The sequence below is a fragment of the Kribbella yunnanensis genome (genome assembly GCF_039529655.1).
Lineage (GTDB): Bacteria > Actinomycetota > Actinomycetes > Propionibacteriales > Kribbellaceae > Kribbella > Kribbella yunnanensis.
The window spans coordinates 27320-44384 of the sequence record NZ_BAAANF010000005.1 but is presented as its reverse complement, the minus strand read 5'-3'; the positions used below and the strand labels follow the sequence as shown (position 1 = coordinate 44384).

The window sequence follows — 17065 nt, the reverse complement described above, 5'->3', positions numbered from 1 at the left end:
TCCCCGGGGCGAAGGGCACAAACCAATGCACTTTCGATCGTAAGGGGGTGAGAAGTTTCGCGGGAGGAATCGCCGACGGTAGCGTTCCGGGTTATGCAGATCCTTGTCGTGGACCACCCGCTCGTCGCTCACAAGCTGACCACGCTGCGGGACGAGGCCACGGACTCGCCCACGTTCCGCCGGCTGACCGAGGAGCTGGTCACGCTGCTCGCCTACGAGGCGACCCGGGACGTGCGGACCGGTCCGGTCACCGTGCCGACCCCGGTGGCCGACGCCGAGGGTGTGAAGCTGACTTCGCCGAAGCCGCTGGTGGTACCGATCCTGCGGGCCGGCCTGGGCATGCTCGAGGGGATGACGCGGCTGCTGCCGACCGCCGAGGTCGGGTTCCTCGGGATGATTCGCAACGAGGAGACGCTGGACGCCTCGACGTACGCCGAGCGTCTGCCGGAGGACCTGTCCGGCCGCCAGTGCTATGTCCTCGACCCGATGCTGGCGACCGGTGGCACGCTGGCCGCGGCGATCCAGTTCCTGGTGGACCGCGGCGCCGACCACATCACCGCCATTTGCTTGCTCGCGGCCCCCGAAGGCGTAGAGCGCATCGAGCGCGAGCTGACCGACCTCAACATCCCCTGCACCCTCGTCGTCGCCGCCATGGACAGCCACCTCAACGAGAAGGGCTACATCGTCCCCGGCCTGGGCGACGCCGGTGACCGTCTGTACGGCGTCGCCCAGTAATCGCTAGACCAGGGTGTTGCGGTAGAAGAGGTTGGCTCGGCGGTCGCCGGGTTCGCCGGACGCGAAGCCGAAGTACAGGCGGGCCGTGCCGTCGGTGGAGCCGTAGACCGCCATGCCTTCGGGCTCACGGTAGGTCAGGCTCTTCCCGGCCAGCGTCAGGAACGAGTCGACGAGCACACCGGCGTTGATGTCGTAGCACCACAGCTTCGAGGTCGCCTTCGTCTCGTCGGGCTCGCCCGGGTAGGCCTCGCCCTCCCAGAAGTAGCAGTACGAGCCGTAGAGCGCCCACCCCTGGAAGTCGATCCCGGCCGTCAGCGCCGGCTGCTTGAACGACGCCAGCACCGTCGAGAAATCCCCGGTCCGCGCAGCCGCCAGCGAGTACACGTTGATGTACATCCCATCCGACCGCGCATGCCGCACACCCAGCCGACCGAACCGCTGGTCGACCGCAGGCGTGTAGACGCTCGCCCCGGACACCGGCTTCCACTTGGTGACCGAGGCCGATGTCAGCGTCTTCCCGTTCTGCCACGGGAACCGGGTGATCTGCCGACCGCGCCCGTTCGTGGTGTCCGCATCGGTCTCGGTCCAGATGTACGACGTACTTCCGACCGCCTCGGCACCGATCGACACGGCGTGCCCGAAGCCGGTCAGGTACATGTGGCCGAGCACATTGCCGGAGAAATCGAGCTGGCTCAGTGTCAGATCACCGCTGTTCTCGGGCGTCTCGGACCGCAGCTGACCGGCGAAGAGCCGGTTGTTCGGGGTGTCGAAGGCGAACGACTGCATCACCCGCGGTCCCCACAGCGGTTTGTGGCGGAAGAACTCGTTGGTCGTGGCGCTCATCTTGAAGCGCTTGGAGGCGGGCAGGGCAAGGCTCCGGGCGGAGGCGGTGGAGACACCCAGGGAACCGGCGGCGAGCAGCGCGCCGACCCCCGTGAGCAGTCCACGGCGGGAAATATTGTCCATGCCGAACGATAACTTCTGTGAACTACTCACGCACAGGTGTTAGAAAGTCTCCGGAAGATCAGGAACCTCGAGCGACACCAGCTGCGCCGGGGTCGGCGTCGAGATCTCCGACATCCGGTGCGCCTGCCGCTCGGTCATCGCCTGGAAGATCTGCCGCGCGGACCGCCCGTTACCGAAGCCCTCGCCGCGTGGCAGCTGCTCGAACAGCGTGCTCAACGCCGCCCGCGCATCAACGGTCAGCTCGTACTGGTGACCGCGTGCCTGGTGTTCGACGATCGCGACCAGCTCGGCCGCGGTGTAGTCCTCGAACTGCAGCGTCCGGGTGAACCGCGAGGACAGACCCGGGTTCGACCCGATGAAGCGGGACATGTCGTTGACGTACCCAGCCACGATGACAACGAGGTCGTTGCGGTGGTCCTCCATCAGCTTCACCAGCGTGGCGATCGCCTCAGCGCCGAAGTCGTTACCGATCCCGATCGGCGCCAGCGAGTAGGCCTCGTCGATGAACAGCACGCCGCCCAGAGCCTGCGTGACGGCGGCCTGCGTCTTCGGTCCGGTATGACCGACGTACTCGCCGACCAACGCCGTACGGTCGACCTCGACCAGGTGGCCCTTCCGCAGCAGGCCGAGCGCCTTCAGGATCCGCCCGTACAGCCGCGCGACCGTCGTCTTACCGGTACCCGGGTTACCCGCGAAGACCAGATGCCGGCTGAGCGGCGGCGCCGGTAGACCGGCCTCCTCGCGCATCCGGACCGTCTGCATCAGCTTCACCATCGACTGGACATCACGCTTCACCCGGTCCAGCCCGACCTGCTCCTCGAGCTCGGCCAGCACGTCCTCAAGCGTCTCGTCGTCCGGCGGCATGCTCTCGTCGAGCGCCCCCGCCACCTGAACCTCGGGAGCCTTCCCCGCGGTCGCCGCTACCGGCGTCTCGCGGATCATCGCGACACCGTCGACAGTGCAGTCCTCAAAGACCGGTACGGCGCCGTCCTCCTGACCGACCGCCTCGGAACAGTCCCGGATCCGCAGGTGCTTGAAAGTAGGAGCCGCAGTCTTCGCCAAGTGCACTGCCGGGTACTTCGTCCCAACCACATCGCAGTCCGTGTAAGTTCCACCGGCCTTCTCGGCCACGTAGATCCCGTTCTTCGCCACCGTGCTCACGCGCAGCCCGTTCACCGTCGGAGTCGCCTCCGACCAGATCACCAGCCCGGACCCCGCGCAGTTCTCGATAGTGCTCGCGTCGATCGCCGCAGCAGCGCCCGTACCGACGACAATGCCGGCCGCCTTCGTCCCACTGACCCGCACGGCATCCAGCGTCGCCAACCCGGCCCCCGCCAACTCGACGCCCGTGCCGACAGTCCCCGTCACCGACGACGTCCGCACACTCGTCGCAGTCGTGGACTCCAACCGGATACCCGTCCCACCACCGACGATCCGGCAGTCCTCAGCATCGGCAAAGCCAGCGTCCACAGCCGACAGCCCAGTCAGCCCGACGTCCTGGATCCCACACCGGATGAGTTCAACTCGCGCCGACGCCGTCACATGGACGCCGTGCTCAACACCCTCGCGGACGTGACAATCGGTCAGCTTCACATTCGCCGTACCGGTCAAATGCACCGCGCTGTACGCCGGCCTGTCGAACCGCGTCGCGGTCACCGTCGCCGTCGCGGAATCCGAGACCAGCAAGCCATTCGCACCCGCGTCGGTCACCGCACAGTCGGTCGCAATCAGCTCCGCACTGTCCTGAGCGACCAACCCGCTCGCCCGCGCGTCACGAACCCGGCAGTCGGTCAACTCACTCCGCGCCGACCCGGTCGCATGCACACCCGGCCCACCGGCCTTCTCGATCCGGATATCGCTCAGCGTCGCCGCCGAACCGTCCTCCAGCAGTACGCCGGCCATCCCCGTCTGCCGGATCGTCCCGTCGGTCGACACCAGCTTGCTGGTCCCGCGCAACCGGAACCCGTACCCCGAGGTCTGGTTCAACCGCAGCCGCGACGCATCCAGGTACGCCGGTCCGGACAGTACGACGCCGATCCCGTCGACCGTGTCGATCACGGAGTCCTCGATCTTGGCCTGGACCCGCCCGGACAAGTGGATCGCGGCCAACCGCCCTTGCTCCAGCCGAGAACCACGGATCATCAACGTAGTAACGCCGTACCCGGTCAGGTCGGACCCCTGTCCCGTGTTTTCGTTGCCCCGGGCATGGATCCGGCCACCGGAGACCGTGCAGTCCTCGATCATCAGTCCGGCACCACCGGCCACCCCGACCGCCGGCGCACCGGCGTCGTCAGCAGGCGCCTTGATGGTCATCCCGCGCACCGTGCATTCGAGGCCCTCGGCAACGACCGTCGGCTCACCCCCCGGTACGCCGGTCACCGTCACCAGCCCGCCACCGGGCTCGGCCACGACCGCGATCGAGCGGTCCAGGCGGAGCTGTTCGGCGTACTCGCCACCGGCCACCACGATCACGTCGCCGGGACCGGCGGCCCGCAGAGCGTCGCCGATCCGACGGAAACTTCCACGCCCCTTCGGGCCCACGTAGCGAGTGGTCACGGTGCTCCTTGAGCCGGTACGGAGGTGACGCCCGGCGGCAGGATGACGCCGCCGGAAGTGATCGTAGGCTGCCCGGCCGGGGGCGCCGGCGGTGGCGTCGGCGGGATGTGCGACCAGGGCGGGTCGATCGCGCCCCGGATCGCCGGCGTCAGCAGCGAGCCCATGCCCTTCTCCCAGAGCCGCAGCGGCATGTTCAGCGCCATCTCGCCGATGCCGCCCTTCTGGACGAACCGTCCGATCGAGTACTGACCGATACCTGTCCGGAGCAGGCCGATGCTGTTCGCCGACACGAGGCTGGCCACGGCCGTGATACCGCCCTCGGCCACGGCCTGCCAGCCGTACACCTTGTGGCTCTTACCGTCCGAGCCCGGTACGCCGAAGATCGCGGCGTTCATCGCGCCGTTCACGAACGCGGTGAACGGCAGCAGCAGCATGCCGAAGCCGTAGTCGAAGACGCCCGCCCGCCACTTCACCGCACCGGTGTTGGCGGCCCACTCCGCACCCCAGGTGGAGGTGTGGTTGATCGGCCGGTTCGTGATCAGCTTGCCGCCGTCGAGGTTGCTCATGTTCTGCTTCAGGTTCCGGAAGGCACCCAGCATCTTGGTGTCGGTCAGCGCCGCCCCGGCCACGCCCTTGATCACCGTGCCGACCGCTGCGTTCATCAGGGCCTTGAGCGCGTCGTTCCCGGTGAACGGTTTGTTCTGCGCCTCGGCGACGATCCCGGCGATCATCAGCGCCGCCGCGTAGTCGAGTAGGAAGTCGAACGTCATCGTGATCGCGAGCTTCTGGGTCAGCAGCCGCGAGAACGGCGCGTAGTTCGCCTCCCGCAGTACGGCGCTCCCACCCGGCATCAGCGTCTTGTCGGCGAACGTCCACTCGGACTGCATCAGCCACGGCTGCCGCTGGACATCGCCGACCCGCGTGTTCCAGCCGCGGAACTCGGTCATCTGCCCGCGGAAGTCGAACTCGTTGCCGGTCAGCCGCAACTGCCCGTCGCGGAACTCGAAGACCAGGCCGTTGTCGGACCGCTCACCAACCACCCGGCCGGTGTTGTCATACAGCTTCCACTGGCCGTGGATCTTGTCGGTCTCGAGGTAGTTGTTCCCCGACAGCGTCCGCTCCCGGACGACCTTGTCGAGATCGAACTCCTTCCACTGTCCGAAGTCCGTGTGCCCGTTGCCGTCCATCGTGTACTCGCGGACCCGCGCCGGGCGGCCGTCGCCGATGTGCGTCGGCGTCTCCCGGACGATTTGTGCCGGGGTCCCCGGCGTCGCAGGCGTGCTGTCGCGGAAGTGGCTGGAACCGGTCGTCCAGTTGTTCCCCCAGGTCCCGTCGGCCTGCAGCCAGGTGCGGTTGAGCTGCGCGGTCCCGACCACCTCGGCACCAGCCTTGTCGAACTCCTTGACCACCCACTGGCCGCCGTCGTTCCACGATTCGATGAAGCGCCGCTCGTCGAGCATCCGGCGGTCGCGGACCAGGTTGCCGGCGTTGTCGAAGTCCCGGAACGAGTTGTCGAAGCTGATGCTCTCGTCCCGCGAGCCCTTGAAGTGGAACCGATCGCCTTCACGACCAGCGATCTGTACGCCGTTCTGGTCCAGCTCATGCCACCGCCAGCTCGACGAATCCGCGTTGCCAGTGGCAACGACGTACCGGTTCTGGCCGGGAAGCGCCGGGTCGGGGACGCGGTGCGACATCCCGACAAGGTTGCCGTGGGCATCGCGGTTCACCCAGATGTGCGCGTTGCCCGGCTCCGGGTACTCGCGCACGATGCCGCCTGGCTGGCTCTCGCGGAACATTCGCCAGCCCTGGCCGTCGACCTCGGCGAAGTCCTGCCAGGCGTTGCCGTTGTTCACCCGCCAGCCGTTCACGTCACCGTTGGTCCACGGTACGTCGGTCTGCGCGTGCGGGTAGGCGTTGGTGGGCGGGGTCGCGTGGTCGCCGACCTTGAGGTCGGTACCGTCGTGCAGCTTGCCCTTCGACCGGACGAACGCGCCGTTCATGTCAACATCCACGATCGCCTCGTCAGCGCCGACGTACCGGACGCCGCGGCCGCCCGTGCTGGTCTCCCAGCGGAAGATCTGGAAGCGGTTGTCGGTGGCGATGTGCGCGACACTGCCGGTGGTCGGCGGGTTGTCCAGGAAGTTCTTCCGGATCCAGATCGGCGGCCGCTGGTCGCCCTGCCGAACCGCGGACAGCAGCGTCCCGTCGGGCAGCAGCTCGCCCTTCCCGATCGGCTTCAGCTGCGGCGAGAGCAGCTCGAACGAGCCGTCCCGGGTCGGATGCGCCGCACCAGGCTCGAGCGTGAATTCCTTGTACTGCCGGGCCGTGTCGGGCCCATGCCAGGTGCCGAACTTCTGCTGCGCGACCCGGCCGACCTCGTTACCGCCCTCCATCACGCGGACGGTGTCGGTCCAGCCCTCGCCGATCCACTCGAACGTACGGTTGCCCTGGGCAACATGTACGAAGTCGGCCTGGTACCGGTGCCAGGTCCAGTTGTCGCCGTTCCGGATCGCCAGCACATGGCCGGTGATCTTCTCCTCGGCCTTGGCCAGCGGGCCCATCTGATCAGCGATCGGGTTGTCGTACTTCTGCAGGCCCTGCTGGTAGTCGCGGACCGTCCGCCAGTTGTGGTCGATGTCCTGCCACGCGTTGCCGGCGGTCGCGTGATGCCGCTTACCCCAGTTCGTCAGGGTGCCATTGCCGTCGTACGTCGCCCAGGTCGTCCGCCGGTTGAACGAACCGAACCCGAGCGTGTCGGTCTTGCGGAAGCTGTCCAGGATCTCGCCACCCGGCAGCCACCGCCGTTCGAAGACCTCGACCTCCTTGGCGGTCGAACTCTGCAACCGGATCCGGCCGTTGTCCAGACCGACGATGTCGACCTTGCCCTTCTGGAACCCGAGGTCGCCGACCGTCCCGTTGTCGCGAACCCGCTGCCAGGTGTTGTCGGACCGGTTGACGACGTACTTGAACTCGGTCGGCTGGTTGTCGCGAACCACCCGGAAGCCCTGCTCGGTGACCACGCCGTCCCGGTTGAACACGTGGTGTTCGCCGTTCCTGGGCCGCCCCGGCATGTTGAGCTCAATGCGGATGTTGCCCGCGTTGTCGATCGTCGGCGGGTGATGCGGCGTCGGCATCGCCGTACCGGCGTTGTCGGTCCAGTGCACGACACCGTTGTTGTCCCGCGTGATCCGGCTACCGCCAAGCGCCACGCCGTTGCCCGGCAGATCGGTGACCTCGCGAACCAACCCACCGTGCAGATCAAACACGTCATGACCGTTGGTCCGCGAGACATGGATCTCGGTGCCGTTGACATTGACCGTCCGGCCCGGCACCGGCTGGAACGTGGCGTCATCCAGCCAACGCGCGCTCGCACCCCCGGCCCCGGCACCGGCCCCGATCTCCAACCATGCAGTCTCGCCCGGCAGCTGGATCCGCCGGCCGAACGCCTGGAACGCACCATCCGCGCCGAACTGATCGAACCGCGCGTTGTCGACCACCCGGTAGCCGCCCTGCACATGAGTGACCGTGGCGGTGTCGCCGTTCGGACCGCGCAGGACGAGGCCGTTGTTGACGTCGTGGACGACGACCCGCTGGGTGCCAGCGAGGGGCACGTGCCGCTCGAGGTAGCCCCCGGCATTGTCGAAGTGCCGGCTGACACCGTTCGCCTCAATGATATGGAAAGTGTTCGTACCGTCCTGCGACAAATGCACCACGCCGGTCCGCGGGGCCACCGCGTCGTCGACGAAGCGGGCCTGACCGTCCGGTGTCCGATAAAGATAGGTGTTCCCCGTGTACGACGGGTCCTGCACCCGAATGCCGTGCGCGCGACCGAGCCCGTCATCGCCGAACCACCGAACCGTCAAAGTCGAGTCGTCGAACATCCGGAACTGCCCGTTCCCCAGCAACTCCACCCGGTGATGCAGAACCGGCGTACCGTGCACGTCGACCGCCCGCAGCCCGCCAGCGCCATCGGCCTCGGTGAACACCGATCCGCGGGGATACATGTTGTCGGCCAACGCCCGACCACCACCGTGGAGGGCGCCATCCGCGCCGTACCGGTAGGTCTCGCCCCGCGGTCCGAGCACGCGGAAGCCACCGTCGTTCGTATTGAAGACACTGAAGAGCGGGCCGTCCGTCCCCGCCACATGCGGATGACCCTGAACCGGCCGGACCACCCACCGATCACCGAACTGTCCGTTCAGCTGCAGCCGGTCGGCGATCTGTACGCCGTCCGCGCCGTACCGCTGGGTCTGTCCGTTCGGGCCGATCACGCGGAAGCCGTCGTCGCCGAAGTCGTGGACGGCGAACTGGTTCGCCTGCGGACCAGTGACATGCGGCTGCCCACCGTGCGGGAGGACCACCTGGTGACCGTTGAACGCACCGCCGAGTGGGTGCTGCTGCACCTGCGGCATGCGCATCATGTTGACGACGACCGGCTCCTGCGCCCAGGCGCCCGGCTGCGGCAACCGCATGAACAGATCGCTGTCGTGCAAGACGTTTCCGCGCAACTGCGCGGCCAGATCGGTCAGGTCGGTGCCCTTCCACGGACCCTTGCTGAAGGCGGTCTCGCCACCCTCGATCTTGACCGAAACCGCGCCACCGTCCTTGCTGATCAGGACATCCAGCTTGTCGCCGTACCCCGGCTTGCTCAGCGTGTGGGTGGTGAGGTTGCCGTCGGCACTCTTCGTGGTCGTCACGGTGACGTCGCTGAAGCCGTCCCAGCGGTTCACCGAACCGTTGTCGAACGCGCGCACGAAGTCGTCGTACGCCGTGTCCAGGTTCATCCCCGGCCACTTCTCGTTCAGCAGGTCCGCGATCTTGCCCGGCGGGATCTGCTCGGCCTTGACCGGGATGATCCGCATCCCGTCCTCGATCCGGTCCGGTCCGGTCCGGGTCAGCGTGGTCGGCGCGAGCGTGACCTCCCACTGACTCTGGTTCCAGGCCTTGGCCGCGTCGTCACCGGCCTGATAGCCCGGCGGGTAGGCCATCGACAGCTTGCCGTGGCCAGCCGGTACGTCGATCTCGAACACGAACCGGTTGCTCGCGGCACCGTTCTTCGCCCACTCCTCCTGGAAGCCGAGGTGGTTCGAGGTCGAACTCGGCAACCGGTCCACGAACTCGTCGGCCTGCGCGGCATGCGGGTCCATCGACACCCCGCGGTACAAGGTCATCCGCTCGTCCGGCCCCTTGAGCAGCAGATCGCGCGTGACGTTGTTGAAGTCGTTCACCTTGGCAGCCAGCGTGCCGTCGGCCAGCGCGGACGGCTTCACGAAACCCTCGTAGCCGCGCTTGGACGTGAACGAACCGCCCATCACGTCCTTCATCAGGTTCTCGACAGCCTTGTTGTCCACCGCTGCGGACAGGTGCGTCCGCGACGAGTCGACCTGCGACGTCCAGCGCGCCAGACCGTCCGGGTCGTTGACGAGGTGCGGCGGCGGCGTGGCCGGGCCGAGGTTGCGGGTCACGGTCTGGACCGGGCCGATGAAGTTGCCGTCCCGCGTGTAGTGCAGCGGACCGGTCGGCGTCGCGACGAACAGATCGTCGCCGGACAAGTGCCGCGGCCAGACCCCGGCATCTCCGAGCGAGCCGTCGAGCTGACCCGCCATACCGCGCAGGTTCACGACCTCGCCGGCCAGCGGGCCGTCGGTCAGCGTCATGGTCCGGCCGATCAGGTTCGGACGGCCACCGAAGCCCAGCCGGAACGTCCAGGCGTCCCCCGCAACCTGCGCGCCACCGGCGCCCGCGCGGGTGACTACGACCTCGCGGCCGTTCACCACGCCGTGGAAGACACCGGCCTGGTTACCCGCGAAGCTGACGACACCGTTCTCGACCTGGAACGAGACGTTCCCACCCGGTACGTCGAACAACTTGCCGGCGCCATCGCCGCGCGGCCGCTTGTTCGTCGCCTGGACATCGGCCTGGACGTCGTCGAAGTCCATCGAGTGCTTGCGCTTGAACGCCGCGCGGCCGCTGTCGAAATCGGCCTTCGCGGAGTCGAGGTCCATCTTGACCTGCTGACCGACCGAGACGTCCGCGGAGTGGCCGTCCAGCCGATCGCCGTGCAGATTGAAGTTGAGATCGGCCTCGTGCACGTTGTGCTGCGACTGGCGGAGCCGGGAGAAGTCCTCCATCCGGACGTCGACCATCGCATCGGTGTCGCCGGCCCGCTTGAAGACGTTGGTCTTCGCGGCCAGATCGGCATCCCACTGCGGGTGGAACGTCTCCGCGCCCTTGCCCTTCGAGCTCCAGGCCGCCGGCTTCGACATCGACACGAACAGGTCGTTGTCATGCAGTGTCCCGGCCTTGAGGTCGGTCGCGATACTCGCGAACTCCTCGCGACTCCAGGTCTGGTTGAACGCCGGCCGTCCGTCCGCGGTCGCTGTCACCCGGACCGAGTCCGCGTCCACGTTGCGGGTGACGGTGATCTTCAGGTCGTTGCCCGGGAACCCGGCCTTGCTGACGGTGACCTCGTGGATCAGGTTGTCGGTGGTCTTCGAGGTCGCGGTGACCCCGTCCATCCCCGGGAACTTCTGCATCGACGCCGTACCGAACGACTTGGTGAAGTCGTCGAACGCATCCGCCGAGTCGAGCCCACCCCATCGCTCGTTGAGGTAGTGGCTGATCTGGTCGTCGTTCATCTGCTTGGCCCGCACCGGGATCACGGTCAGACCGTCACGCTCGAAGATCGGCTCGCTGGTCCGCTCGAGGATCGTCGGCGACAGCGTCACCTCGAACTGCCCCTGGTTCTTCGGCGCCGCCTCGCCGACACCCCGGGCGTAGTCGTCCGGATAGGCCATCGCGAGCTTGCCGTGCGTCTCCGGTACGTCGATCTTGAACACGACTCGCTTGCTCAGATCGGTGTCCTTGGCCCACTGCGGCTGGAACTTCCACTCGCTCGACGTCGAGACCGGGAGTCGCTCGATGAAGGTGTCCGCATGCGCGGCGGCCTTGTCCATCGCGACACCGCGGTAGACCGTGGTTCGGCCGATCTTGCCGTCGACCATCAGCGAGTTCGCGATCGTGTTGAACTCCAGGACCTTCTCCTCGAGGTCCCCGTTGCGGAACGCCGAGTCGATGTAACCGCCGTACCCACGCTTGGAGGTGAAGGCTGCCTGCGAGATCGAGTCCATCATCTTGCCGACGTCGTCGAGGTCGCGGGCCGCGGTCAGGTGCGTGCGGGAGATCTCCGCCTGGGCGGTCCAGCGGGCCAGGTCGTCGCCGATCAGGTTCTCCGGCGGGTTCACCGGCGGCAGGTGGTCGGTCCGGGTCGCGCCGATCCCGATGAAGTCGCCTTCTCGGGTGTACCTCGCCGGTCCTTGCGTTGACGGGACGCGGAACTCACCCGACAAGTACTGGACCGGGACGTTGCCGCCGGCATCGTCGTACAGATGTGACTGCCCTGGCAGGCCGCCCTCGATCTCGGCGCCGATGCGCCTGCCCTCGAAGGGTCCGCCGCTCAGCGTGAACTCGTCGCGGTTCAGGAACGGCATCTGAGTACGGCGGTTGATCGAGTACTCGAGCTGGCGCATCACGGTGCCGTCGAAGGAGGTCTCGGTGACCTTCAGCACCGGGCCGTCGAAGGAACCGGTGAATGCGTTCGCGTTCGGACCGGTGAAGGTGACGACACCGTCGTCCACCTTGAAGTAGGCGTTGCCGTTCGGGATCTCCGCGGGGCGCGGTTGGGTGCCTCCGGCAACGAGGCGCGGGCGGTCCCGGAGCGAGTCGACGAGCAGTTCGTCGAGCTGGTGCTGGACGCTCTCGACGTTCATCCCCGGGTACTTCGACTCGAACATCTCCTTGACCTTGACGAACTCGCCCTGCGCGTTCTGCAGGTCCACGCGAGCCAGGTCGCCGAGCGAAGGTCCGGACGACGGGCCCTCGATGCGGTTGCCGTTGATGGTGAAGTTGTCCAGGGCCTTGCCGAGGTCGTTCTGCGCCTTCTGGACCGCGGTGAAGTCGTTGGCCTTCTGTACGACGAGGTTGTCCGCGTCACCGGGTGAGCGGAACACGTTCGTGCGGGCGAGGCTGTCGGCGTCCCAGGCGTCGGACAGCTGCTGGCCGGTCGGCCGCGACTTGGTCCACTCGGCCGGCTTGGCGAGGTTCGTGAACTGCTCGTTGTTGTGCAGCACGTTGCCGCGCAGATCCGTGGCCAGGTTGCGGAAATCGGTCCCCGACCAGGTGTCGTTGAAGACCGTCTTGCCGTCGGTCACCATCGTGACGCGGACCGAGTCGGCCTGCTCGTTGCGCATCACCGTGATGGTGAGCTCGTCCTTGAACCCCGGCCGCTGCACGTGGATCGTGTGCATCAGGTTGTCGGTGCTCGTCGTCGACCGGGTGATCGCGTCGTCGAAACCCTCGAAGTTGCGCAGGTTCGTCTGGTTGAAGGACTTCGCGAAGTCGTCGAACGCGGTCACCGAGTCCAGGCCCTTCCATTGCTCGGTGATCAGCGAGTCGAGCCGGCCGGCCGGGATCTGCTCGGCCTTGACCGAGATGATCCGCATCCCGTTCTCGAAGCGGTCCGGCTTGCCGGTTCGGACCAGGGTTGTCGGAGCGAGGGTGAACTCCGACTGGTCCTGGTTCCAGGCGCGGGCCTCGCCACCGCCGGGGGTGTAGTGGTCGGGGTACGACATCGCCAGCTTGCCGTGACTCGGCGGTACGTCGATCTCGAACACCGCGCGGTTGGACAGTACGCCGTTCTTCGCCCACTCGTCCTGGAACTTCATCGACGTGGAGGTCGAGATCGGCAGTCGCTCGGTGAAGCTGTTGGCGCCGACTGCATGCGGGTCCATCGAGACACCGCGATAGACGGTGATGTTGTCGGCCGGGCCCTTGAACAACAGGTCGTCGGTGATCGTGTTGAACGCTCGCGCCTTGGCGACCAGGGTGTTGTCGGCCAGGGCGGTCGGGTTGACGTAACCGCCGTACCCGCGCTTGGAGGTGAAGGAGCCGCCCATGACGTCCTTCATCAGCTTCTCGACACCCTTGTCCGCCGCGGCTACGGTCAGGTGGGTGCGGGACAGGTCGACCTGGGCTTCCCAGCGCGCGAGGGCTGCTGGGTCGTCGAGGAGGTGCGGCGGCGGGACGGGCTTCGGGAGGTGGCCGGCCTCGTTCGGGCCGGCGCCGGTGAAGGCGCCGTTCCGGTCGTAGGTGAGCGGGCCGTGCGGCGAGCCGACCACGATGGTGTCGTCGGTGACCTTGACCGGGAAGGTCTTGCCGTCGCTGGTCAGCAGACCGCGGTCGAACTGGCCGAGCTTGCCTTCCAGCGCGACCGGCTGGCCGTTGAAGTGACCGCCGTTCAGCGGGAAGGACTCACCGACGAGGTTGGCGCGGTTACCGAAGCCGAGGTTGTACGTCCAGGAGTGGCCGGTCGAGTCTTGCGTGATCTTCAGCGTGGTGCCGGCGACCTCGGAGCTGTAGCCGTCGCCGTGCAGCGTGATCTGCTTGCCATCGGCAACATCGAACTTGACGCCCGTATTGCCTGGTAGGTCGAAGGTCTGCGTCCGGCCGCCGCCGAGGAGTCGCGGACGCTCGTTCAGCGACTGCCGAGTGATGTCGTCCAGTTGCTGCGTGAGTCCGTCCGCGTTGAGGTGGTGCTTTTCCTGGAACGCAGCCTTGGCGTTGTCGAGGTCCCGCTGCGCACCATGCAGGTCGAGATGCACCTGCTCGCCAACCGACGGTCCAGAGGACGGCCCATCCGCCCGCTGCCCATGGATCTCGACGTTGTCGTTCGCGATGTCGAAGTTCTTCTGCGCATTCTGAACCGACCGGAAGTCGTCCATCTTCTGCGTGACCGCGAGGTCGGTGTCGCCGGCCTTGTGGAACACACCAGCCTTGGCGGCCAGATCGTTCTGCCAGTGCGCGGTGACGTTCTGCCCCTCGAGCTTGCCGGTCGCACTGTAGTTCCAGGAAGCCCCGTCCCTGCCAAGAACCTGTACGCCGCCCGTGTCGAGCGCCCGAACCTTCAACCCGTCCGGCACCAGCTTCCCGTCCAACCCAGTCACCTGGAAGTTGCCGTCGGCCCCCTTCACCAGAATCTGATCACCAGGACGCAGTACGCCGTCAGTCTTCGTCAGCCGAATCCCCTGATCGATGACGATGCCATCACTACCGAACCGCGTAGTCGCCCCAGTCGACGTGTCGGTAAACCGCACATGCCCACCGCCAAGCACGTCAAGCCGCCCGTTCGCCCCACCCCCATGCAGGTTGAACTGAGTCATCCCGCCCTCGAACCGCTCCACCTTGATCACCGCCCCCGGATGATCCGGCAACCCCGTCAGCGGAATCTCAGACTTCCCAGGCGAGAACGAGTGCCCACCACCCGGCGTACCGACGTTGCCCGGCGCCGCGACGTGCCCGGGCCCACCCACGCCGGGGGGCGCGACATGTCCTGGCCCGCCCACTCCCGGCGTGCCACTCACTCCCGGGGCTCCGATATGCCCCGGCCCACCCACCCCGGGGGTGCTTCCTACTCCTGGCGCCCCCACGTGGCCGGGGGTGGTTGGGACGAGCGAGGTTTGGACTGGGACCTCGGTGCGCGGGAGGTTCACCGGCTGGACATGGGCTGTTGCCGGTGGGGAGGCGAGGTTTTGGGTGCCTGCGAGGCCGGGGTTGTCGACCTTCACGTGGGCGGCCGGGGTGCCGACCTTGAGGTCTCCACCGTGCAGGAGGTTGAGGGCGCTGTTCACGCGGTCGACGGTCGGTGGCGCGACCGACGTCAGGTTGCTGTTCGTGGCTCCTGGCGAGTGCAGGATCTCGTCGATAGACGTGCGGATGTGCGCAGCCTGGAAACCTTGGCCGGCCCCATCACCAATCGTCGTAGCGAAGTTCGGGGAGACAGTTGGGGTGTTGTTGCGAATACCCGAGTTGACCAGGTCCCCGATGCCGCTCGACTGCGGCGACGAGACATGCAGCGAACTGACGTTCACGTTCGGCTGAGCGACACTCGCGTTCCCAGTCAAATGACCGAACGTCCCGGTGCCTTGCGTACCGTGCGCTACCCCGTTCGTCGGCAACGCAGGCAGCGCGACGTGGTTCGCGTTCGGCATCCCCTGGACGAGTCCCTCGATGCCGTTCACCCCGTTCACCGACGGCGTACCGGCATGCATAGCCGGGATGTTGGTCGACAAATTGCCGACGCCACCGACGGACGGCGTACCGGCGTGCATCGCGGGGATGTTCGTGGACACGCTGCCGACGTTTCCCATCGACGGCGTACCGACGTGCAGAGAGGAGACGTTGGTCGACACGTTGCCGACGTTCGACGTGACCGGGATGTGCAGGCCGCTGGATGTCGTCACCGTCGGCGGGTTCACCACGCTGACGCCGACGTTGGTCGGCGGAGTGGTGTTCATCGGCGTCAGGTGGATCTCGTCGATCGCGGTGAACGCCTTGCCGGCCCCGAACCCGGAGTCGGTGGCGAGACCGAAGTTGTTGATGTGTACGGCGGGAACCAGCTTCGGCGGTTCCATCATCTGGTTGAAGAACGACTTCAGGTTGTCGACGAATCCCAGGTTGCCGGTGGGGATCGGGGCCGCACTGATCCCGCGCCCGATCGCCGCCATCGTCGGCATCCCGAACACGTTCTGCGCGAACACGCCACGCCCGACCACGCCAACCTTCAGCGCCTGCGTGAACGATGCCCAGTTGCTCATCCCCAGCGCCTGAAACGCCCGGATGTCGTCAGCCGCGACCGGCAGGAAGATCCGGGTCCACTGCAAGTTACCGAAGTGCGCCGAGATGAACTTCCCGGTCCCGGTCCACAGCGCACCGATCCCGCGACCGATCGCCCCGATCCCCTTGCCGACGGCCGACAACCCCGCCGAGAACGTCAACGACAGCTTGTTGAACGCATTCAGCGAGATGGTCCCGAAGTTGTTCACGAAACTCGCCGCATTGACCGGGAAGTTCCGCAGGTTCTTCACCACGAACAGCCCGGTCTCGCGGATCGTCAGGTTGACCAGACTGCCCAGCCCGCGCAGACCGGTCAGGCCCGACATCAGGAAGTTCTTGCTGAAGATGTTCCGGAAGGTGTTCGCGATCCCCTTCACACCGGCGGCGATCCCGCTGGCCACACCCTTGATGATGCTGAAGATCGGCAGCGCCTTGGTGGTCGGCGCGATCAGGCCCAGCCCGGCCAGGAACAGGTCGAGGAAGCTCGCGTCACCCTTGGCGACGTCGACGATCGTCTTGATGAACAGCGCCAGGTTCACCCCGAGCGCGATCAACGCGATCGGCCCACCGAAGATCAGCGCCGGGATGATCAGGATGATCGCCAGCCACTTGAAGGCTTCCCAGAACGCCTCGCACTCGGAGATCGGCAGCTGGATGTTGGACACACCGTTGATCCGACCGGCATACCCTCCGGCGGCACTCGACTGGTCCCGTCCAGCCTCCTCGGCGACACCCTTCTGGCGATCCCGCTCGGGGTCGTCCTCGGCCAGGCCACGACCCGCCGCGAGCGCGGCATCCGCCGTACGCTGATAGCCCTCGACCGCGGTCCGCCACTCGCGCAGGGCGGTAGCGGCGGTCTCGAAGGCGTTCGCCACGTCCTCGACGTGGCCGCGCAACCGGCCGTCGACCTTGCCGCGCAGGGCGTCCGCGGTGGCACCGACGAAAACGCTGTCGTCGTTCTTGTTCATCACCGAGTCGACGGCGGTCATGATCTCGCGAGCCTTGCCGCCGACCTTCTGCAGTACGTCGGCCAGCTGCCCGATGGTCTCCGGCTCCCCGGGAGTGGGGTCCCCGCCCAGCCCGATCGCATCCCAGTCGCCCGGCCGTGGCATTCAACCCCTCCTCACGCTCGTGCTGT

General features: G+C 66.9%; 4 protein-coding genes. 1 reads left to right on the top strand and 3 read right to left on the bottom strand.

Features of this window, described 5'->3' with window-relative positions; translation table 11 throughout:
* Positions 1-93 precede the first annotated feature (93 nt).
* Positions 94-735, top strand: a complete 642-nt coding sequence (upp, locus tag ABD231_RS08895; protein ID WP_344147930.1) for a uracil phosphoribosyltransferase — start codon at positions 94-96, stop codon at positions 733-735.
* Between the two features lie 3 nt (positions 736-738).
* On the opposite strand, the gene ABD231_RS08890 is transcribed toward upp, so the two are convergent.
* From ABD231_RS08890 to ABD231_RS08880, 3 genes are read right to left on the bottom strand one after another with little or no spacing between them, the layout of a single operon-like run.
* On the bottom strand, positions 739-1701 hold the full coding sequence (locus tag ABD231_RS08890; protein WP_344147927.1) for a phage baseplate protein: 963 nt from the start codon (positions 1699-1701) through the stop codon (positions 739-741).
* A gap of 39 nt (positions 1702-1740) precedes the next feature.
* A complete protein-coding gene (locus ABD231_RS08885) occupies positions 1741-4257 on the bottom strand; it encodes a right-handed parallel beta-helix repeat-containing protein (protein WP_344147924.1) in 2517 nt (838 codons plus the stop codon).
* Positions 4254-17039 (bottom strand): hypothetical protein, encoded by a 12786-nt coding sequence (locus ABD231_RS08880; protein WP_344147922.1) that lies wholly within the window; start codon positions 17037-17039, stop codon positions 4254-4256. Before ABD231_RS08880 ends, ABD231_RS08885 begins: the two co-directional genes overlap by 4 nt.
* Positions 17040-17065 lie beyond the last annotated feature (26 nt).